The sequence below is a fragment of the Acinetobacter sp. Gutcm_16 genome, assembly GCF_028649355.1.
Lineage (GTDB): Bacteria > Pseudomonadota > Gammaproteobacteria > Pseudomonadales > Moraxellaceae > Acinetobacter > Acinetobacter johnsonii.
The window spans coordinates 122,764-144,895 of sequence record NZ_JAQSUV010000030.1 but is presented as its reverse complement, the minus strand read 5'-3'; the positions used below and the strand labels follow the sequence as shown (position 1 = coordinate 144,895).

Genomic DNA, 22,132 nt, shown 5'->3' with positions numbered 1-22,132 from the left:
CTCACACCCTCGTCGGTTTTCAAGACCGGTGCATTAAACCGCTCTGCCACGCTTCCATGGGCGACATCATATAAACATTCAATCTACTTGGCAAATACTTTTCTTCAAAAATCACACCAAGTGGCTAAAATTAAAACAAAATCTTTTAGTTCTCTGAACTTTCAGGTCTGTCATAACGAATTGAATTGACATACCAGTGTTTTTTTCCAGTTGGCGTCAACACTTCAATTTCATCATCGACTTGTTTGGACAGTAAAGCACGTGCCATCGGCGAGTCGATGGAGATGTGCTGCGGGTGATGATCGTAAATTTCATCCACCCCGACGATGCGTAACGTTTTGTGTTCCCCTGCGTCATTTTCAATCTCGACCCAAGCGCCAAAATAAATCTTGCCAGCCTGCTCTTCAGAAAAGTCGATAATACGAAGTTCTTCGAGGCGTTTTCCCAAGTAGCGAACCCGTCGATCAATCTTACGTAAGATCTGTTTGTTGTACTGATAATCCGCGTTTTCACTACGGTCGCCAAGGCTTGCAGCCCAGTTTACTTTCTTGGTAATTTCAGGGCGTTCTTCATGCCAAAGCTGCTTTAATTCCGCCACCAATTTGTCGTGACCTGCACGTGTAATTAAGTTTGATTTCATGATGAATGCCGTCTAAATCTGCTTATTGATTTACAACAAAGGATTATTTTATCCCTTATTTCTCCACAACAGAAGTTTATAAAATAAATTCCTGAATTAAATTAAATCTTTATGTTACATTTTTCAAAAAAATATTGCACAAAATTTGACACTTTTAAAATTGCTATATATTATGCGCACATCTTAAATTAGTTGCCTATTTTTTAATCTATGTAGTTTTTCTACATAATCTTCTTAATCCCATGTCATTTTGAATGACGTCATGAATGCCCAACCTCTTATTGAATTTAGACAACTTGAACTCGTTTTAAGGCATGTTTTTGCCTTTGCGTTCTAGGGCATAAATTACTTGTAGCGGAGACAACATGCACAGTAGTTCAACTTCTGGATCGAGGCTTTGCCTTAATTCATTAACTTTCTCTCTCCCGTTGAAAGCCCTTGCTTTAAGTACTTTGTTAATTCCATTTCATAGTATTAATGCAAGTAAGACCTACCAGTATGATAACGTCGTCAATCATAATAAATTGACTGTCGTTTCAGTGGAAAACCCAACGACCGTTTTTAAAGATGGTCAGCATTTGCATGGTTTTGGTTATGACCTTGCACGTAACTATGCAGACAGCTTAAATGTAAAGCTAGACTTCAAAACCGTCCCCGATAATGCTACAGCACTGAAATGGGTAGCACAGGGCAAAGCAAATTTTGCAATGACGACGGCAAGTGTTCAAACGATTGAGCAAAAAAGTCTCGCAACCTTTTCTGCTACTTGTGGTGATTTAAACGTTTTACGTAAAAATGGCCTCAATACTGAGCTGAACTGGGTGTTTAAACATGCGAATGATCCATTAACGCAAACGGCGAGCGGATTTGTCTGCCGTGGTAAACAATCTGGTTCAATTGGTCAATTGGCCTCTTTTTATAACCGTAATGTCGTGAAGCCTGAAAACTGGAATACGATTCAACGCGATTTGCGTCAGCGTATGCCGATCTATAAGGCCAGTTTTAAAAGCACAGCGCAAAAGTACGATTTAGATTGGCACTTATTAGCAGCGATTGGTTATCAAGAGTCTTATCTGAAACCGAACTCCATTTCTCCCACGGGTGTCCGCGGTTTGATGATGTTGACCAATAGCACAGCCAAAGCCATGGGTGTAAGTAACCGTACCGATCCTGCGCAAAGCATTCAAGGTGGTGCTAAGTACTACGACCAAATGCTGAGTCGCTATGAGGATATCCCCTTCCCTGACCGTAACTGGTATGCATTGGTTGCGTACAATATGGGACCGGGTGCGGTGAATCAGATTCAAAAACGGATTCAGGCACAAGGTAAAGACCCTAATAACTGGCTCAATTTGTATGCTTACTTACAACAGAACCAAGCAAAGAATGGCCGTTACCGTCAAGCACTACAGTATGTGACACGTATCCGTGCTTATCTTGAACATATTAAAACCACGCCGCAGTTGGTCAATATCTAAAAGATCCTCTCTATCGGCATAAAAAAAGCTTACCTATAAAGGTAAGCTTTTTTTATTTCAGAACACTTAAGCTGTTTGCTCAAGCACTTTCTTAAATAAATCTTTTTGCTCTTGGCTTGGCTTCGCTGTTTGCAATGCCATCAACTGCGACATATCGCCTTGAACTTTTATTTTACCCGTCATGAACGCTTGCATTGCTGCAGCCATATCAAACTCAAGGAACACTTTACGTAGTGTTTCAGCATCCATGTTCAAAGTTGTTTTCGCGTTCGAAGACAAACCTTTTTTAATTGCGCCACCATCTAAAGATAATTCGGTATTACCCGCATTGTCAGCAACAACTAAGTTAATTGCAAGATTCGCAAGTGCTGGCGGCAGGTTCAAATTCCCCGCTTGAGCAGTTAATGTTTCTACAGTTGAAAACCAATCATCAGTTAAAAAAGCAGGCATGATGTTTCCTCAATTCTTTGTTCGTTGTGTGCTGCCTATCCAGACGGCATCATTGTGAAGCTAAATACGCTCGGAGATTGTTATAGCATGTATATCCTGCATGTGCCTAAAGTTTTTTGTACGTACCGTTCATATTTTATATTTCTTATACAAAGTTTATCAAAATCATCCACATAAAAAAAACACCAATCATTGATTGGTGTTTTGCATTGGCCTAACTGACAAAATTAGTCTGCTGCAAAGCCAAGATTAACCATGTTAATGCGTTTGTTCTCCGGTTCATCTTCCGTTGAACAACTTTCACCTTTAAAGTCGAATTCACGTTCGCTATCTAACGCTTCAAAGTCGAATAACTCACGATCTGCCAACTGCGATGGCGAAACATTCTGCAAGGCGCCAAAAATACTGTGTAAACGCTTTGGATGTGCTTTATCCCACTCGCGCAACATGTCATTTAACATGGCACGTTGCAGATTTTCCTGAGAACCACACAAGTTACACGGAATAATCGGGAACTGACGCATTTCAGCATATTTAATGATGTCTTTTTCTTCCACATAAGCCAGTGGGCGAATCAAGATGTTCTTTTTATCTGACGATAACAATTTAGGAGGCATCGCCTTTAAGCTACCGCCATGGAATAAGTTCAAGAAGAAAGTCGCCAAGATATCATCACGGTGATGCCCCAACGCCACTTTGGTCGCGCCAATTTCTTGCGCAAAGCCGTATAAAGAGCCACGACGTAAGCGTGAACAAACTGCACAGTAGGTTTTGCCTTCAGGCGTTAAACGTTTGGTGATGCTGTAGGTGTCTTTTTCTAAGATATAGTAGGGAATATTATTCTCTTCTAAATAACGTGGTAACACGTCCTCAGGGAAACCGGGTTGCTTCTGGTCCAAATTCACAGCCACCACATCAAAATTGATCGGTGCAATGCGTTTAAACTGCAACATAATATCGAGCAAGGTATAACTGTCCTTACCACCGGAAATGCAGACCATCACTTTATCGCCTTCTTCGATCATTTTAAAATCGCGAATGGCATGACCCACCTGACGGCGTAACTTTTTCAACAGACGATAATACGCAGAGCTAGTGGGTAGTTCTGGTTTAAAATTAAATCCCTGATTGGACTCAACTGGCGAGAACATAGACGAGTTAAACCTTAAAAAAAATACCGCGCAATTTTATCCGATTCACAGCCATCTCGCACCTAAAGAATGTAAATTCTCATGAATTGTCATTGCTGTCATATTCATGTATTGAAATCGGTTTAACTTTGAACGATTGCGTTCATATTTTAGCTGAACTGCTTATGTTTTGGACTTTTCCACATTTTTCCACAAAAGCTGGGGATAACTTTGTGGATTCTAATCGACTTGACAAGGTGTTCCCCCCACTCTTTAAGGCTTCTATTTAAATTGATCATTTTTTGATCAATTTATTTACCATTAAATTTCAACAACTTAACCCAGTCAAGCAATCCTCATTAAAAATAAATTAATTATTTTTTTTGATTACTTGCTCAACAATTTGGCTTGATTTTTACAAAGACATGGATTTTTTGAACTTAAAATAGTTTCAGACGGTTCTTTTTTTGCTAAACTCATTTCTAGTCACTGAAATCGATTTTTTTTACGATTAATAATAGATAATGAAAAATAAGCTGCTTTTGAGTCGTTTTTACGTTTTGGGGTGTATGACGATTTCGTTCATGGCACTAGATTGTTACGCGGGTCAAACCATCTACCAATTGAGAGATTCCAACGGCACGACCTTGTTAACCAATAAACAAAGTCGTTATAGCAACTTAAAAGTCGAAAAGAAAACCTATTATCCAGACAGTAATATCCACAGTTATAGTAACTGGGGGGCTTCTGAATCTTCCGTATTGCCCAGTTATAGTCGTAACAAAAATGCTTTTGACCACATTATTCGCCAAGCGGCTCAAACCCATGGCGTTTCTGAAGGCTTAATTAAAGCGGTTATGCATACCGAATCCGGCTTTAATGTGAATGCACGCTCACCTGTTGGGGCTCAGGGGCTGATGCAACTCATGCCTGCGACAGCACGGCGCTTTAATGTCTCTAATGCATATGATCCACAGCAGAACATAAATGCAGGTGCCAAGTATTTGGCATGGCTGATGAAACGCTTTAACGGCAACACCAGTCTTGCGCTTGCAGGCTACAATGCTGGCGAAGGCAATGTACAAAAGTACGGCGGTATTCCGCCCTTCCGTGAAACTCAAGACTATGTTCGCCGGGTGAGTAGCCGTTATAGCAATTTATATGCAGGCGGGATCAACATTTCTGCAGGCTCAAATAGCACACCGGCCAATGCTCAAGTCATTGCCCAATCTGCACATTACGATTCAGACTCTTCCCCAAGCACGCAACTCAGTGTGAGTCGTAGCGCACCTTCACGTCAAATTATCCTCGCAGCCGATGGCAGTTTTACTGATGCGCCGGGTTCCTATGCCACAGCCAATGCAACCGCCTCTGCCCGCATTCAAATTTCAGAATAATTTTTATAGCAGTTTTATTATTTTTTCTTGAATTTTGAAGAGTTTCACCTCATATTGAGATCAATGATTTTCGATTTATAAATCAGATTATTTTTTTATTATAAGAGGATTTTCTCAATGATGCGGATTGGTTTGTTCTTGCTAACCAACCTCGCGGTACTGGTTGTAGCTGGCATTATCTTGTCACTCTTCGGTGTCGGTAGTTACCATGGCGCGGGTGGCTTAAATCTAGGTAACCTATTGGTTATCTGTTTTGTCTTTGGTATGGTTGGCTCAATGATTTCTCTATTCATGTCAAAATGGATGGCGAAAAAAACAACTGGTACAGAGTTAATTGACCCAAATGCCCCGCGCAACCAAGCTGAAGCATGGTTGTTACAAGAAGTCGCTCAATTGGCGCAACGTTCTGGTATTAAAATGCCAGAAGTCGGTATTTTCCCGTCTTACCAATCTAATGCTTTTGCTACAGGTTGGAACAAGAACGATGCATTAGTTGCAGTTTCTACTGGCTTACTTGAGCGTATGAATAAAGACGAGCTTCGTGCAGTCTTGGCTCACGAAATTGGTCACGTGGCCAATGGTGACATGGTGACTTTAGCGCTCGTTCAAGGTGTCGTGAACGCCTTTGTGATGTTCTTTGCACGTGTCGCAGGTGATTTCATTGACCGTAATGTTTTTGGTCGTGAAGACGGTGAAGCACCAGGTTTAGCTTATTTTGCCATTACCATCGTGCTTGATATTGTCTTTGGTATTTTAGCTTCTGCAATCGTGATGTGGTTCTCCCGCTACCGCGAATATCGTGCAGATGAAGCAGGCGCGCGTCTTGCAGGCAAACAAGCAATGATTTCAGCCTTGTTACGCTTACAAGCGGAGTCACAACTTCCAGATGCGATGCCTAAAGAAATGAAAGCATTTGCAATCGCGGCAGGTCAAGAACAAGGCTTCAGTTTAGCCGCTTTGTTCCAAACTCACCCGACGATTGAACAACGTGTTGCTGCTTTACAACAGCTCGATTGTCCATAAACAATTCGTTCACAAGATTTTAAAAAGCCTCCACTTGGAGGCTTTTTTTGTGACTCTGCATAACAGAACATTTTTATTCAATCGTTACTTCGATACAGCGTAATAAACTGCCATTTGGGTCAATGATGCAAAACTGGCGGATCTCATCAAAATCCTGAATATCGGTCATACGAGCGCTTTCCCACAACGACCAATTCACTTTAGACCAGTATTCATAATAGGGTTGAATTTCCGCTACGCGAATACAGGCACTATGCCATGAACTGTTAGGGTCTAAATGCGGATGATGGAAAAATTCCAGTGTCATTTCGCCCAAACGCATAATCATCCACTCGGGGGACTGATACACCAGATCAAAGCCCAAGCTATGATAAAATGAAGCAGTGCACGCCAACTCAATCGCTGGCAAATTTGCCGTAATCTGACCTTCAAATTTCATGAGTGGCTATCCTAAGTTTAGTCCCTGTAACCAACGCCACATCACACTGCCACCCCACCACAATAAGCCCATAAAACACACCAAAAAGATCAGGCCAAACAAATCGGGGATGTGTAGCCAAAGCCATGCCACTACTGGATTTCGCCAAAATGCGGATTGCTGCTGTTTCTTTTCCAATTTTTCATGAAGAAAAGGATGAGTCACATGATGCTCTGAATGGATTTGGTATTCTTCCCGAATATGGTCATGAACCATATCCAGTGCTTTACGACTCGGACGTATAAAAATATCAAACAATGTCCCTAACACAGGGATAAAACCGACCACAGCATCAATCATAGCCAGCTTCAATACTGGACTCAATTTCTCTTGCGGTACGCCAATTTGCTTGGCTTTATAAATGGCATAACACGTTAGGGCAAAACCTGCGATATCCCCAGCAATCGGAACAGTACTCAACGCAGCATCGGCACCGACACCCTGCTTGGTGAACGGAATACGCACCACAGAATCCATCATATTGGCATATTTGGCCAAATCACGCTCTAAACGAATGACATCTTGCTGGCTCATTTTTTTTTGTTCTAAGGGTTCAGGCATATTGTTACTGACCTCCATCATTTCAACCACTTTAACATCATAAAACCACTGAATTATGCTGGTTTTCATGACTTTTTTCTGTGCTAACTTTGTGCTGAAACAATTACTTATTAGCTTAAGACAAGGTCAGGATTTGTGACGCAATCAGTAGATATACCACCACGCCTGACGCATCACAAATTGAGGTGACTAAAGGTGCAGATGCACTGGCGGGGTCGAGTTTCATGCGGTTTAAGATAAACGGCAGACTCATACCAATCAGACAACCCATCAACACAATGCCCATCATACTCAGTGCCAATACTACAGCGACCAGAATATCCCCACGGAAATAGCCCAAAATGGAGACTGCCGTTGCCATGGTTCCGCCTAGACACAGCGCAACCAGACTTTCACGCCCTAGCAAATAAAACCAGTCTTTAAAATGTACATCGCCCGTTGCCAGTGCACGTACCATTAAAGTGGCGGACTGTGACCCCGCATTTCCCCCACTTCCCACCAGTAAAGGAAGGAAAAATACCAAAACAATATGCGCCGCAATTAAGTCTTCAAAGTGTGCAATTCCTAGCCCCGAGAGTAAACTGCCAAAAACCAGAAACACCAACCAAAACACCCGCTTCTGATACAGTAAGAGGATTGGAGCCGTTTTAATACTCATCTGCGGACTGGCCGCAACCGCACTACTTTTTAGAATATCTTCTGTGGTTTCTTGTTGCACCACATCCATTGCATCGTCATAAGTCACAATCCCCAATAGACACTGCTGCTCATCGACAATGGGCAAAGCCATAAAATCATAATGAGCCAGTTTCTGTGCAATACTTTCCTGATCCTCACTGACTAAACCCGTAATGACATGACTGGTCATAACCTGTCCAATCAATTGCTCAGGCGGAGATTGGATAATTTGCCGCAGCGAAATCACCCCGTGTAAATAACGCGAGGCATCGGTCACATAGATGAGATATAAAGTTTCACTTTCCGCTGCATGCTGTCGTATATGTTGAATCGCCTGTTGCATGGTCATTTCGGCATGTACCGTAATGACCTCGGTGCTCATAATTGCACCCGCAGACTCAGCTGGATAGTGCATTAAATCATTCAGCTGAGCTTGAACATGCGTATCTAACTGCGGAAAAATATGACCTTGAACGTCCTGCGCTAAGCTTTGAAATAAATCGGTGCGGTCATCCGAATGCATATGAGCCAGTAGCTTCACCAGCAAAGCCTGAGGCAATTGCGCTGCTAGCTGCTGCTGCTCGGTTAATGCTAAAAACTCAAAGACATAACTGGCTTGTGGTAATTGTTCCAATAGCCGAATTTGGTCATTTATAGGCAGGCCCATTAAAATATCAGCCAAATCCGCAGTGCTGTACTGTTTCAAACTTTGGATAAAAGCATGGTTATCGGGCTGATTTAATTGCTCTTGGAAATCTTGCTGTGAAAATGACGGATTTGGCATACACCACTCAAATATTGTTTTTCTTTAATCTGTCCGAGTATAGCAAAGGATCTTTAAATGTCAGGCCTTTCGGCCTGATTGGGTTAAAGGTTCGCTTTGCCTATTCGCTGCATACAAATGTTTCGGATTCAAGCTTAAACTTCGTCCTGAGGGGTTCGTCCATGAAACACACGGCGAACCAAGACATACATTAAAGGAATAAATAGCAACACTAATACCGTGCCAAAAATCACGCCACCGAGTACACTCACCCCAATTTCCTTACGACTTGCCGCCCCTGCACCAAAAGCAAAGACCAGAGGTGTGACACCCGCGCCAAAAGCCAAAGATGTCATTAAAATCGGGCGTAACCGTAAGCTTGCGCCTTCCAAGGCTGCTTCAATTGCTGTCTGACCTTTTTGCTGTGCCAATGAAGCAAATTCCACAATTAAAATCGCATTTTTACAGGACAGACCAATTGTGGTCAGCAAAGCTATTTGGAAGTAAATATCATTCGGAAAACCCGTCAGATAACTGAACAAAATATTGCCACCGATACCGAGTGGAATCGCACTCATGACTGCAGTTGGAATACTCCAACTTTCATAAAGTGCAGCAAGGCATAAAAAGATAAAGCCTATGGAGACCAAATACAGCAGCAATGCTTGGTTATTGGACTGGTTTTCCTCGAACGATAATCCGCTCCATGCCAGATCAATACCATCATGCCCTCGTACCATGTTTTGTACGTCTTGCATGGCTTGTCCCGAACTGACATTTTGTGCTGTATCCGCTTCCATTTCTAGTGCGGTATAGCCCATAAAGCGATTCACCACCTCAGGGCCTCCGCTCCAAGACACTTGGGCAAAATTTGTAAATGGAATCATTTGGTTCAGATCATTACGTACGGTCCACGCTTGAAGGTCATCAGGTTTTGAACGAAACTCGGCATCCCCTTGCATAATTACCCGCTTAATCCGACCACGGTCAATAAAGTCATTGATATAACTTCCGCCCCAAGCACTGGATAAAGTGCTATTAATGGCGGTCTGGCTGAGTCCATTGGCCAAAGCTTGCTTTTGGTTCACATCCACTTTGAGTTCGGCTTTATCTGGGCTAGAACGTTTATCTAAATTGCTAAAACTAGAATACTGCTTGGATGCTTCCTGCAAAGTTTTGAACTGTGCTTCTAAATAGGCACGACCTTCGCCATTGATATCACGTATCCAAAACTCCATGCCATCGGTTTGCCCTAAGCCACTGACTGAAGACGGCATATTTACATTAATTTGCGCATTTCGATGCGATCTAAAATGAGCAATCGCCCGTTCTCGAATCGCTTGTGCGGAGTTCTCTTTCCCCTTACGTTCATCCCAATGTTTCAGCGCAATAAAACCTTGACCTAAATTTTGTCCCGTCCCCGAGAAATTACGCCCATAGCGGATCATCACTAAATTGATATTGGCCTGTTCTTTATCTAAAAAGTATTGGCGAATTTCTTCTCCCACCACACGGCTTTGACTCAGTGGTGCGCCATCGGCCAATTTAAACTGAACACTTAAAATGCCCTGATCTTCACTGGGAATAAAACTGGTCGGCAAAGCACGATAAAACAGCGCAAAGACGGCAATTAACGCCACAAAAACCACCAGCATGATTTTACTGTGCTGAATGGTCTGCGTACTCAACTTTAAATAACGCTGTTTTAGCTGATCCAATTTCAGATTAAACCAAGTTGCCCATCGTGCCGATTTATCATTGGGTTTTAAAATTAAGGCACACAGTGCTGGTGTCAGAATCAGTGCAACCAGTAGCGATAGCGCCATGGCAGCAACTAAGGTCATTGAAAACTGACGGTAGATCACTCCTGTCGAACCACCGAAAAAGGCCATGGGAATAAAAACTGCGGTTAACACCAAAGTAATCCCAATCAATGCCCCACTGATTTCCTGCATCGATGCAATCGAAGCTTGTTGAGCACTCATCTGCTGTTCATGCATCAGCCGTTCAACGTTTTCCACCACCACAATCGCATCATCCACCAGAAGCCCGATGGCTAAGACCAATGCAAATAAGGTTAAGGTGTTGATACTCATGCCGAGCACATACAGAATGGCCAGCGTGCCTAAAATTACAACAGGTACTGTGATGGTCGGAATCAGTGTCGCGCGCCAGTTTTGCAAAAATACAAACATAACCACAATCACCAAAAGCACTGCTTCAAACAATGTTTTGACCACTTCCTTAATCGACTCTTGTACAAAAGGCGTGTTATCACGTGGATAAACAATTTGATAGCCTTCAGGAAGTTTAGAGGACAAACGGCTGACTTCTTGTTTGATCAATGCCGAAGTTGCTAATGCATTAGCTCCTGAAGACAATGAAATACCCATCCCCGCTGAAGGAAAGCCATTAATGGTATTAAATGACTGATAATTTTCCGCGCCTAGTTCCACCCGTGCGACGTCTTTTAAATAAATAAAACTGCCATCGCGGGTCGATTTAACAATGATGTTTTCGAATTCTTCAACGGTTTTTAGACGTGTACCGGAGGTGACTTTGGCATTTAAATATTGGTCTGACAGGCTGGGTAACTCGCCAATTGCCCCTGCGGCCACTTGCGTATTTTGCGCTTCAACCGCTGCACGTATATCGCTTGGCATCAGTCCATATTGACGCAGTTTGTGTGGATTCAGCCATAAGCGCATGGCATACTGTGCACCAAAAACATCAACCTCACCCACCCCATCAATACGGGCTAAATCTTGCTCCAAATGCGTCATCATATAATCTGACAGTGCAATATTGCTGCTTTTGCCTGTTTGGTCATATAGGCCAATCACCATATGCGTATCGCCAAGCGACTTATAGACATTGACCCCTTGACGCTGTACATCTTCTGGTAAACGGTTAATCACCCCATTGATGGCATTTTGAACTTGAACCTGAGCGGTATCTGGGTCTGTTCCATTTTCAAAACTAATGCTGATTCGACTACGGCCATTCGAGTCACTGCTCGAACTAAAATACAGTAAATGATCAATCCCTTTAATTTGCTGCTCTAAAACCTGAGTAACGCTCTCCTCCACCGTCTCTGCCGACGCACCTGTATATGTTGCACTCACCGTAATTCGCGGAGGTGCAATATCGGGGTAGCGCTCTACAGGCAACTGAAAGGTGGCAAATAAACCAAATGCCATCACGATAATCGCCAGCACACCAGCAAAAATTGGACGATGAATAAAAAATTTAGACAGCATGGGTCTGCGGTACTCTTGGGTCTGAGGCTAGATCTAGAAACTGGTATCACTTCATGCTTGATCTTCTATGACGAATCATTAAAAAACAAGACTTAACAACATGAAATAGAACATTAGAGCTAAATATGAAGAAACTATGAAGAAAGCTTTTTGACCAATTGATGACATCCTGTAATTTTTCGCAATTTGTCATTGATCTGAGATATTAAAATTGAACACTGAGTCCGCAACACCACAATAAAATGTTGAGGAACACATGTTAAAAAGAACATTATTGAGTTTTATTTTTTTAGGCTTATTGGGCTGTCATCATGATGAGAAAGACAATGCAGCATCCCAGCCACCATCAAACAACGCCGAATACATTGAGCCTACATTACTTATTATTGGACATCGCGGCGCCAGCGCGCTACGCCCTGAACACACCTTAGCCGCTTATCAAAAAGCGATTGATGATGGTGCGGATTTTATTGAGCCTGATTTGGTGCCAACTCTAGACGGTTATTTAGTCGCTCGCCATGAAAATGAAATCGGAGGAACCACCAATGTCAGCAGCTTACTGCAGTTTGCAGAACGGAAGACCAGTAAAGTCGTTGATGGCGTGACTTACACAGGTTGGTTTACTGAAGACTTTACTTTAAACGAGCTGAAGCAACTGAAGGCACGAGAACGTATTCCAGAGATTCGTCCAGCAAATGTCCGATATAATGATCAATTTGATCTGCCCACTTTAGATGAAATTATTGAACTCGTAGATGCGCACTATAAAAAGACAGGAAAAATTGTGGGCCTGTATATCGAAACCAAACATCCCAGCTATTTCCAAGGTCTCAATTTGGCCATGGAGCAACGCTTATTAACCACGCTGGCCAAACACACCTATAGTCGTGACATTGCACCAGTCTATATCCAGTCGTTTGAAGTCAGCAACTTAAAACAGATGCGTCAACAGTTGGATCAATTAAAATCGATTCGACATGCCAAAATTATTCAACTCTATGGCGGCAAGTCCGAACAACCTGCCGATGCTGTGCTTGCCAAATCAACACTCCGCTATAGTGATATGGCAACACCTCAAGGGCTAAAAGATGTCGCAAGTTATGCGCATGGTGTTGGGCCAAGTAAAACCTATATCGTGCCGAATACTCAGCCGGCGACCCCGACCAGTTTTGTGAACGATGCACACGCAGTGGGCTTAAAAGTACATCCTTATACCCTACGCCCTGAAAACAATTTCTTGCCAGACTATTTAGACTGTAGCGCCATTGCCGCTGAAAAGTGCGAAAAAGGCGCACTGGCAGAGTTTGAGATTTTATTTAAAGCGGGAGTGGATGGTGTCTTTACCGATGATCCCGCTTTAGGTCGTCAAGCCGCCGATGCTTTTTTGAAAAAATAGAATAGATCATCTACGAAGCAAACCAGACAACTGAGCATCTCGTTTACTTCCAACCCATATCCACCCTTTAACTATAGAGATTAAAAAGCAGGCTTTTTAATCTCTTTTCTCTTATTTTAGGTATACATAGATTAAGCAGTTTTTGAATACTATAATTAAGTGACTTTTAATATAGATCATGTATTGTGGCTGAAATTTTAAAATGGTTGATGGTATGAGCCAATATTCCCCACTCAAAGGCAAGTCAGGTTTTAGACGTATTTTTAATGCAACTCATTATTCCATTTCAGGTTTTAAGGCCGCATTTGCGCACGAAGCAGCTTTTCGCCAAGTCCTATTGATTAACCTGATTCTGATTCCAATAAGCTTTTTCTGTGATGTCAGTCGCTTAGAACAAGCCCTCATGGTAGCCGTTTGTTTACTTGCAATTATCGTTGAATTGTTCAATTCAGCGATTGAGGCGATTGTAGACCGTATTTCTCTGGAGCGGCATGAGCTTTCAAAAAATGCCAAAGACATGGGCAGTGCTGCACAGTTTGTTTCTTTAAGTATTATCTTTATTGTTTGGCTACTGATTCTGATGCCTTAACATTTTTGTTCAATATTTCACGCTCAAACTGTTCAACAAGCTCAAAATTAAGTCATAAAAAAAACCCTGCTTTCGCAGGGTTTTCTTTTGAATCAGTTCAGTGCTTAGTGAGCAGCGAATTGGTTCATTGTGTTTTTAGCATCATCGTGCGCTTTAAGAGCGTTGTCACCAGAGAAGATTTCTTTGTGATCATCACCGATGTCAGAACCCGCCATTGCTTGGTGTTTAACACAAGCGATACCACCACGGATTTCTTTACGTTGTACGCCAGCAACATAAGCCAACATACCTTCAGAACCGAAGTAACCTTGTGCAAGCTCATGAGTAGAAAGCGCAGCAGTGTGGTAAGTCGGAAGTGTGATCAAGTGATGGAACACACCCGCTTCACGAGAAGCATCTGCTTGGAACGTACGTACTTTTTCATCAGCATCAGCAGCTAATTCAGTTGCATCGTACTCAGCGCTCATTAATTTAGCACGGTCGTAAGCAGAAACGTCTTTACCTTCAGCAACCCAACGGTCGTAAGCTTGTTGACGGAAGTTCAACGTCCAGTTAAATGATGGAGAGTTGTTGTAAACAAGTTTCGCATTTGGAACTGTTTCTTTAACACGGTTAACCATGTGCGCGATTTCGTCAACGTTTGGAGTCGCAGTTTCGATCCAAAGAAGGTCAGCACCATTTTGAAGGCTAGATACACAGTCAAGAACAACACGGTCAATTTGAGTGTCTGGACGGAATTGGTATAAACCAGAAGCCAAACGCTTAGGACGGTGTAATTTACCATCACGCTTGATTAGGATTTCGTCTTCTTGAGCATCAGCAATGTCAATTTCAACAGTGTCTAGGAAACCGATGTATTGAGAAGCGATGTCACCTGGCTCTTTAACCACTGGGATTTTTTGAGTCAAGTCAGCGCCTTCAGAGTCAGTACGCGCAACGATGATACCGTCATCAAGACCCATTTCTAAGAATGCATAACGTAATGCATGGATTTTAGAGATGAAATCTTCGTGTGGAACAGTTACTTTACCAGCTTGGTGACCACATTGTTTCGCGTCAGATACTTGGTTTTCGATTTGTAGTGCACAAGCACCCGCTTCGATCATTTTCTTAGCAAGTAAGTAAGTCGCTTCTTCGTTACCGAAACCAGCATCGATGTCCGCAATAATTGGCACAACGTGAGTTTGGAAACCGTCGATTTGTGCAGTGATTTCAGCAGCTTTAGCAGTATCGCCTGCTTCGTTTGCTTTTTTAAGCGCACGGAAAAGGTCGTTTAATTCTTTAGCATCAGCTTGGCGTAAGAACGTGTAGATTTCTTCGATCAACGCAGGTACTGAAGTTTTTTCATGCATAGATTGGTCAGGAAGTGGACCAAATTCTGAACGAAGCGCAGCAACCATCCAACCAGAAAGGTAGATGTAACGACGTTCAGTCGTACCGAAGTATTTTTTGTTCGCAATCATTTTTTGTTGTGCGATGAAACCGTGCCAGCAACCCAAAGACTGAGTGTATTTGCTAGAGTCAGCATCATAAGCAGCCATATCACGACGCATAATTGCAGCTGTGTATTTAGCGATATCTAAACCAGTTTTGAAACGGTTTTGGATTTGCATACGCGCAGCATCTTCAGGACTGATGTCTGCCCAAGTGCTACCGAATTTTGCTTTTAATTCGCGGATTGCATCAATCGCTGTTTGATATGTAGTCATGATATTTCCTGTAATAATATTAGGATTTTCTTCAACGAAAAGCTAAAATCAGACCCTCAAGCTTTTGCTTAGATTTAGAGCGCTTCGTTGCGATGAATACAGATTAGATTGACAGAAAAAATTAATCCAATATTCTGCATTAATTTTCAGTATTTATTTAAAAAATATATAGATAAAAGTCTAATTATATTTCGAAAAATCAAAGACAAGTATTTGTTATTATTAAACTTAAATAAAATAAGAAAACCGTAAAAAATACATACTTTGTCGAATATTTCTTCATTAGACTTAAGTCTCGGCCGTTGAAAAAAAGAGTTCAAACCGAAAATCAATACTTAATTTGACCCAAATGACAAAAGTTCAATATTCAGCAAAAAGAGTATTTATCACGCTTTTATTCAACCAACAATAAGCCATCTCAAGCCATTTTCTAGGCGATAATCTGATCCTCAATTTACGCATATTGAGACATTGCTTAGGACTAATATGCTCTCCGTTTTTAAGCATAAAAACCCATTTTCTGAGAAAATGAAGGGGGTATTCTTTATACAACCCGATGCTTTTTTTTTCGTCAGTTTATTACACAAGCCCGATGGCTTATGGCATAATGCAAATAATTTCATGATTTTATTCTCGGTATTTATTTTATGAATCTGGAGCGGGTTGATCTAAACCTCTTAATTTACTTGGACGTACTTTTACGCGAAAAAAATGTAACCCGAGCAGCTGAACAATTGGGTGTCACCCAACCAGCAATGAGTAATATTCTACGTCGTCTTCGTAACTTATTTAATGATCCCCTGCTCATTCGTTCTTCTGAAGGTATGACACCGACCGAACGGGCTTTAGAATTACAACCCCGCATACGTGACGCTCTTTCTGATCTCTCCATGATTTTGGAACCTCGTACCGAGTTCCGTCCTTATACCTCAAATCGTGTTTTCCGTATTATGACTTCGGATTATGCCGAAGCAACCTTAGTTCCCCGCCTCGTTAAAGCATTACGTTCTGAAGCTCCCAATGTGGTTTTAGACTTCTTAACTCCAAGTGATGTGTCATATCGTGATATGGAACAAGGTAAAGTTGATCTAGCGATTAACCGATTTAACGAAATTCCACAAAGCTTCCACCAAGTTTTGGTCTGGCGTGACAGTTTTTCATGTTTGCTCAACGGTAAACACCCCGCTGCCAGCAACTTAAACCTAAAAAGTTACCTTGATGCACAGCATATTTGGGTTTCTAAAACAGGTATGGGCGTTGGTTTCGGTGTTAACCCTGAAAAACAAGCAGGCCTCGGTTGGATTGATCAAGCTTTAGAGCGTATTGGACAGAAACGTAAAATTTCGGTCTTCACTCGACATTATCAAATGCCTGCACTATTGGCTTCAAATGTAGACTTAGTCGCGACTTTACCTACCCGTATTGCACGCCTACAAGCCAAAAGTCAAAATCTCCTGATTAAAGATCCACCTTTTTATATTCCAGAATTTGAGTTGAAAATGGCATGGTGTCCACTGTTGCATCACCATCCTGCACATCGCTGGCTCAGACAGCTAATTTTGTATGTGGCACGTCAAATGATTGAGGAAGAAAATCGTGAGTTTTTAGGCAATAACTCGCAATTCTCACATTATTAAGCATTCAAGCTCTAAATAATTCATTTTCATACCAATAACTCAGGTATGATAGAAGACAGTAAGTGATTACTGTCTTTATTTTTTTGTGTTAAAAATATTCATAATAACGATGAATCACAGGTGGATTCCGTGAGCCTTTTTCAAAACATAGTTATCATTCTAGTCCTGATTGCTGGGGCGGGTTTCTTGTCTCTGACAGAAATTGCACTGGCAGGAGCACGTAAGGTCAAGCTGAAAATCTTGGCTGAGTCGGGCGATGATCGCGCACAGAAAGTTTTGAATTTACAAGAAAATTCTGCTGACTTCTTTGCCGCTTCACAAATTGGCTTAAACGCAGTAGCAATCTTGGGCGGTATTTTAGGTGAAGGGGCTTTTCGTCCTTACTTCATGAGCTTTGTTTCTCGTTTTTATACTGGCCCTTGGTCTGAAACTATTAGCTTTGCGCTATCTTTCACTTTAGTCACCTCGCTATTTATTTTGTTTGCTGACCTCATGCCAAAACGTTTGGCCATGATTGCCCCTGAAAAAATCTCTATTGCGGTGATTAACCCCATTCAGGTGTTTATTAAGGTCTGCAAACCTTTGGCTTGGATTATTAATGCCCTTGCCAACTTGTTATTCCGCCTGTTTAAAGTGAATACCACACGTGATGACAACATTACCTTTGATGACATTTCTGCAGTGATGGATGCGGGTGCGCAAGCTGGGGTGCTACAAAAGCAAGAACATCATTTCATTGAAAACGTATTTGAGCTTGAAGAGCGGAACGTTCCTTCAAGTATGACTACGCGTGAAAATGTAGTGTATTTTACTTTAAATGAATCCGAAGCCAGTATTCGTCAAAAATTGGCTGAATATCCTTATTCTAAGTTTTTAGTCTGTAGTGAAAATATTGACGATGTAATTGGCTATGTCGATGCCAAAGACATTCTGGTCCGTATTTTGAATAATCAATCTTTACTGCAACTCAATGAAAGCACCATTCGTAATGTTCTCACCATTCCAGACACATTAACCTTGTCTGAGTTATTAGACCGTTTTCGCTCCACCAAAGAAAAGTTTGCCGTTGTGATTAACGAATATGCTTTGGTCGTGGGCGTCATCACCCTGTCAGACATTATGATTACGGTAATGGGCGACTGGGTCACCCCTATTGAAGCTGAACAACAGATTATTAAACGTGATAACAATTCATGGCTGATTGATGGTAGCACGCCGATTGAAGACATGAAGCATGCACTGGCCATTGATGAAATGCCAGATGAAGAAAATTATGAAACTTTGGCTGGTTTTATGATGTACCGTCTACGCAAAATTCCACGCCCTGCTGATACCGTAGAATACGCAGGCTTTAAATTTGAAGTGGTCGATGTCGACCATTTTAAGATTGACCAACTTTTAGTGACGCGTTTACTTGAAGAAGCACTACAACCTGAAACCAAAACAGTCGATGAATAGAAACATCGCCTTGAATCAAAACCTTGCAACTGCAAGGTTTTTTTATGGCTTCAGTTGTAAGTATATGGAGTTATACAAAATAAGTATCTTAACCATACTTTATAGATATATATTATTTATTAGAAAAATAGAACGAAAAATCACATATGTTTAAGAGCATTTAAAAATCATGCTGAATTGCATACTATCGCTGTCACTTGATGAATAAACAGACTTAACACGTTCAAAGGATTGATCCATGCTGACCATTTTAGGTTTAGGCATGATTATGTGCTTCATGTACTTAATCATGTCCAAACGACTGAGCGCTCTTGTTGCTTTAACTTTAATCCCTATCATTTTTGCATTACTTACTTATGTTTTAAGTCTCTTTGTTGACAACCTTGCTGGATTTGATATTGCTGAACTTGGCAATATGATGATGGAAGGCATTAAAAAGCTCGCTCCTACGGGCGTAATGCTTCTTTTCGCAATCCTTTATTTTGCAATTATGATCGACACGGGTTTATTCGACCCTTCAGTGAAGTGGATTTTAAAGCAGGTTAAAGGCGATCCTTTAAAAGTGACCCTCGGCACCATTACGCTGACTTTAATTGTTTCCTTGGATGGTGACGGTTCAACCACTTATATGATCTGTGTTGCCGCAATGCTACCGTTGTATAAGCGTATTGGTATGAGTCCTTTAATTATGGCTTGTCTAATGATGCTTGCGAGCGGAATCATGAATCTAACGCCATGGGGTGGACCAACAGCACGTGCTGCAACGGCATTGCATGTCGATCCAAACGATGTCTTTGTTCCGATGATTTTACCAATGCTGGTTGCAATTGGGTGGTTATACTTCCTCGGCTTTATGTATGGCCGTATGGAGCGTAAACGCATTGGTATTGTGGAATTAGATATTAGCCATGGTGACAGTATTCAGATTTCGCAAGAACCAGAAGCTAACCGTGCCCACTTAAGATGGTTTAACGCACTACTGACTTTGGTCTTGATGGTCTGCTTAGTGATGGGTGTTTTACCTGCGGCCATTCTGTTCATGGTGGCGCTGTGTATTGCCTTGGTGGTGAACTATCCAGATTTAGACATGCAAAAGCGTTTGGTTGGTAACCACTCTGCCAGTGCCTTAGCTGTGGTCGGGATTATCTTCGCTGCAGGTATTTTTACTGGTATTTTGTCGGGCACAGGTATGGTTGAAGCCATGTCTCAAGAATTGGTTGCCATTATTCCGGAAAGTATGGGGCCATATTTAGCACCAATCACGGCTGTGATTAGTATGCCGCTGACCTTCTTTATGTCGAACGATGCCTTCTACTTTGGCGTACTGCCTGTACTCTCTGAAGCCGCCGGACACTATGGTATCACTCCTGTGGAAATGGCTCGTGCATCGATTGTTGGTCAACCTGTACACTTACTGTCCCCATTGGTTCCATCGACTTACTTACTCTGTGGGTTGGCAGGAATTAACTTTGGTGAACACCAAGAATTTACCATCAAGTGGGCGGTGATTACTTGTTTAGTGATGCTGGTTACAGCGATGATCTTTGGTATTTTCCCACTTTATTCAACACTGGGTTAATTTAAAACCTACTCTGAGTTATAACAAACCTTAAGTTCAACAACCGATAAATACCCGATGTATCACATCGGGTATTTTCATTTATAATACCTTGATATAACAATACAATAGAGTCAAACCTATGTCTTTTTCATTGCCCGCTGTGTTGGCATGTACTTTCTTTTATTCTGCGCTCTATCTGATTTATTATTATTTTGCTCAATACGGCCACACGCTGCTGATCGTAAGTGCGATTGTTTTGCTGATTTTAGCATGGCGGATTACACCTTATGCTTATGAACGTGGACAACGAAGCTTTAACGAGACTCTGTCTTTTGGACAGTATTTCTGGAATCCACTGATTACATGGTGGCGACTGTTTATTTGGCCCATCAGCTTATTACTGGCTTGGATTTTTCATAGTTAAATAGAAGCCCATAAAAAAGCACCCGAAGGTGCTTTGATACTGCGACCTTAACGACCATACAATTCAAGCAATTTATCTAAAGTCGCTTGATAGTGAATGCTAATATCTTCAGATAAAATTTTATATGCGCTGTCAAACTGAACCATTGGCCAGCCTTCTTTCCAAAATGGGAAGATGTTGTGCAAATCATGTGTCACGGTCGCATCTTCACGTACAATGGCTTGTGCAACTTGTGACAAGACCTGTGCTGTTTCCGCACCATCAATCGCCATGTAATCAATCCCACGTACTTTTAAAATACGGATGCGGTCTTTCTTATAGCGAATTTTTTTGGCTTGACCTTCATTCAGACCCAACGCCAAAGCTACAGCTTCAACAAACTTACTTTCAAAAGATTGGTTCAAAGCCACAATCGCAAGTTTATGTGCTTCTTGACGACCCGCTTTACCGCCTTTACGAATCTCTTCTTTTGCCTCTGTATCAAGCTCATCTTCTTTCATAGACTGCAAAATGTCTAAAATTTCGATATCACTTAAAGATTCAGGAGAATGATCAGTCATGAACTGCCCTTAGACAAAAAAATTGAATCCGACATTTTCGCATAATTCAGAGTGAAAAAGCGAAATTGTTGTGCTTTTCTCTGTGAATATTCTGTTTCACGTATTTTTTTGAGCCATCCCCTTCCAAATCTACTATAGTAAAGGCTATTTTTCTCATACGCTCTTTTTTTTGACGATGCAATCCAAACAAGTTCAACTGTTACTGCAACAATTAGAGACCCTTTACCCTGCCGCATTTAAACGTAATTACTTGCTTTATAGTCAAATCAAAACACGCGGTATTTTAGATGACCAGCGTGAAGTTATTCCGTGGGTTTTGGCGGTGATGATTTTTATTCCAATCAGCTTAATTCTGAAAGATTTTTACTTAACTCACTTGGAGAATCTCGATCCACTCCAAAGTCACAGTTATGCCATTATCAGTATTTTACTGGTGCTGATGTGGGTCTTACCTTTTGTCATTAAACAAATTAAACATTCATCAAACTCCCTGTATCAACTGCAACGCCATGCGCCCATCAAACTCGCTGCAGTGATTCTTTTAAGTGGACTAAATCTGATGTTCCTTGAAAGCAGTTTGCTGATGTGGATCTTGTTTTATTTTGGTGTGAACTTTGGTTTTGTGCGCTTCTATAAAGAAAATTTATTTCGAGACCACAGCCAGTCGGTTGAACATCATCAGTTACAACAACTCAGACGTGTCTGTTTTTGGGCCTATAAGCAAACGGTCAAATCTCGATTCCAGTTGCGCTTTAGCTCCCATCAATCTGAAGATTATCAGGCACGGAAAACCCAGCTGGGGCATGAAGCAGATTTATATGTGCAACTGCTGAAGTATGAGCATGCTTACTGTAAGCAGATTAAGCACATCGATCTCGACAGTTATATCGATGAAAAATTATAAAAAACCGAGCAATGATGCTCGGTTTTTCTAAGGTCA

The 22,132-nt window shown here is 41.6% G+C and carries 19 protein-coding genes; 10 read left to right on the top strand and 9 right to left on the bottom strand.

Annotated features, from left to right (window positions below):
* Positions 1-145: 145 nt before the first annotated feature.
* Entirely contained in the window at positions 146-640 is a 495-nt protein-coding gene (greB, locus tag PTT44_RS08495; RefSeq protein ID WP_168158123.1) for a transcription elongation factor GreB, read from the bottom strand.
* Between the two features lie 365 nt (positions 641-1,005).
* Here greB and PTT44_RS08490 point away from each other — a divergent pair, with 365 nt between their 5' ends.
* Complete coding sequence (locus PTT44_RS08490) at positions 1,006-2,118, top strand: transglycosylase SLT domain-containing protein (RefSeq protein ID WP_148825666.1); 1,113 nt, start codon at positions 1,006-1,008, stop codon at positions 2,116-2,118.
* Positions 2,119-2,184: 66 nt separating this feature from the next.
* On the opposite strand, the gene PTT44_RS08485 is transcribed toward PTT44_RS08490, so the two are convergent.
* A complete protein-coding gene (locus PTT44_RS08485; protein ID WP_004695646.1) occupies positions 2,185-2,568 on the bottom strand; it encodes an SCP2 sterol-binding domain-containing protein in 384 nt (127 codons plus the stop codon).
* Between the two features lie 227 nt (positions 2,569-2,795).
* Positions 2,796-3,719, bottom strand: a complete 924-nt coding sequence (ttcA, locus tag PTT44_RS08480) for a tRNA 2-thiocytidine(32) synthetase TtcA (protein ID WP_004695645.1) — start codon at positions 3,717-3,719, stop codon at positions 2,796-2,798.
* Between the two features lie 503 nt (positions 3,720-4,222).
* Between ttcA and PTT44_RS08475 the strand changes: the two genes are divergently transcribed.
* Both PTT44_RS08475 and htpX read left to right on the top strand, forming a co-directional pair.
* Entirely contained in the window at positions 4,223-5,095 is an 873-nt protein-coding gene (locus tag PTT44_RS08475) for a lytic transglycosylase domain-containing protein (RefSeq protein ID WP_168158124.1), read from the top strand.
* A 117-nt stretch (positions 5,096-5,212) separates the two neighbouring features.
* Positions 5,213-6,118, top strand: coding sequence for a protease HtpX (htpX, locus tag PTT44_RS08470; RefSeq protein ID WP_004695643.1), 906 nt, complete (start codon positions 5,213-5,215; stop codon positions 6,116-6,118).
* 73 nt (positions 6,119-6,191) lie between these two features.
* On the opposite strand, the gene PTT44_RS08465 is transcribed toward htpX, so the two are convergent.
* The 4 genes from PTT44_RS08465 to PTT44_RS08450 all read right to left on the bottom strand — a co-directional run bounded on the left by PTT44_RS08465 (position 6,192) and on the right by PTT44_RS08450 (position 11,858).
* Entirely contained in the window at positions 6,192-6,557 is a 366-nt protein-coding gene (locus PTT44_RS08465) for a bleomycin resistance protein (RefSeq protein WP_168158125.1), read from the bottom strand.
* A 6-nt stretch (positions 6,558-6,563) separates the two neighbouring features.
* Entirely contained in the window at positions 6,564-7,157 is a 594-nt protein-coding gene (locus tag PTT44_RS08460; protein ID WP_168158300.1) for a DUF4112 domain-containing protein, read from the bottom strand.
* A 115-nt stretch (positions 7,158-7,272) separates the two neighbouring features.
* Positions 7,273-8,619 (bottom strand): magnesium transporter, encoded by a 1,347-nt coding sequence (gene mgtE / locus PTT44_RS08455; RefSeq protein WP_168158126.1) that lies wholly within the window; start codon positions 8,617-8,619, stop codon positions 7,273-7,275.
* Between the two features lie 134 nt (positions 8,620-8,753).
* Positions 8,754-11,858, bottom strand: coding sequence for a multidrug efflux RND transporter permease subunit (locus tag PTT44_RS08450; RefSeq protein WP_168158127.1), 3,105 nt, complete (start codon positions 11,856-11,858; stop codon positions 8,754-8,756).
* A gap of 256 nt (positions 11,859-12,114) precedes the next feature.
* Here PTT44_RS08450 and PTT44_RS08445 point away from each other — a divergent pair, with 256 nt between their 5' ends.
* Both PTT44_RS08445 and PTT44_RS08440 read left to right on the top strand, forming a co-directional pair.
* The gene (locus PTT44_RS08445; RefSeq protein WP_273795612.1) at positions 12,115-13,254 is read left to right on the top strand and encodes a glycerophosphodiester phosphodiesterase; all 1,140 of its coding nucleotides are present in this window, start codon (positions 12,115-12,117) and stop codon (positions 13,252-13,254) included.
* Positions 13,255-13,468: 214 nt separating this feature from the next.
* Positions 13,469-13,843 carry a diacylglycerol kinase gene (locus tag PTT44_RS08440; protein ID WP_058870076.1) on the top strand — a complete coding sequence of 125 codons (375 nt, stop codon included), beginning with the start codon at positions 13,469-13,471 and terminating at the stop codon, positions 13,841-13,843.
* A gap of 104 nt (positions 13,844-13,947) precedes the next feature.
* On the opposite strand, the gene PTT44_RS08435 is transcribed toward PTT44_RS08440, so the two are convergent.
* Complete coding sequence (locus PTT44_RS08435; protein ID WP_005400439.1) at positions 13,948-15,552, bottom strand: isocitrate lyase; 1,605 nt, start codon at positions 15,550-15,552, stop codon at positions 13,948-13,950.
* 647 nt (positions 15,553-16,199) lie between these two features.
* On the opposite strand from PTT44_RS08435, the gene PTT44_RS08430 reads away from it, so the two are divergent.
* From PTT44_RS08430 to PTT44_RS08415, 4 genes are all read left to right on the top strand, one after another.
* A complete protein-coding gene (locus PTT44_RS08430; RefSeq protein WP_005400438.1) occupies positions 16,200-17,189 on the top strand; it encodes a LysR family transcriptional regulator in 990 nt (329 codons plus the stop codon).
* 129 nt (positions 17,190-17,318) lie between these two features.
* Complete coding sequence (locus tag PTT44_RS08425; RefSeq protein ID WP_168158129.1) at positions 17,319-18,647, top strand: hemolysin family protein; 1,329 nt, start codon at positions 17,319-17,321, stop codon at positions 18,645-18,647.
* Between the two features lie 238 nt (positions 18,648-18,885).
* Positions 18,886-20,226: a CitMHS family transporter gene (locus PTT44_RS08420; RefSeq protein WP_004982682.1), complete on the top strand. Its 1,341-nt coding sequence runs from the start codon at positions 18,886-18,888 to the stop codon at positions 20,224-20,226.
* 121 nt (positions 20,227-20,347) lie between these two features.
* Complete coding sequence (locus PTT44_RS08415) at positions 20,348-20,632, top strand: hypothetical protein (RefSeq protein WP_168158130.1); 285 nt, start codon at positions 20,348-20,350, stop codon at positions 20,630-20,632.
* Positions 20,633-20,679: 47 nt separating this feature from the next.
* Here the strand turns inward: PTT44_RS08415 and PTT44_RS08410 are convergent, their stop codons facing one another.
* The gene (locus PTT44_RS08410; RefSeq protein ID WP_168158131.1) at positions 20,680-21,192 is read right to left on the bottom strand and encodes a hypothetical protein; all 513 of its coding nucleotides are present in this window, start codon (positions 21,190-21,192) and stop codon (positions 20,680-20,682) included.
* 175 nt (positions 21,193-21,367) lie between these two features.
* On the opposite strand from PTT44_RS08410, the gene PTT44_RS08405 reads away from it, so the two are divergent.
* Entirely contained in the window at positions 21,368-22,096 is a 729-nt protein-coding gene (locus PTT44_RS08405) for a hypothetical protein (protein ID WP_168158132.1), read from the top strand.
* Positions 22,097-22,132 lie beyond the last annotated feature (36 nt).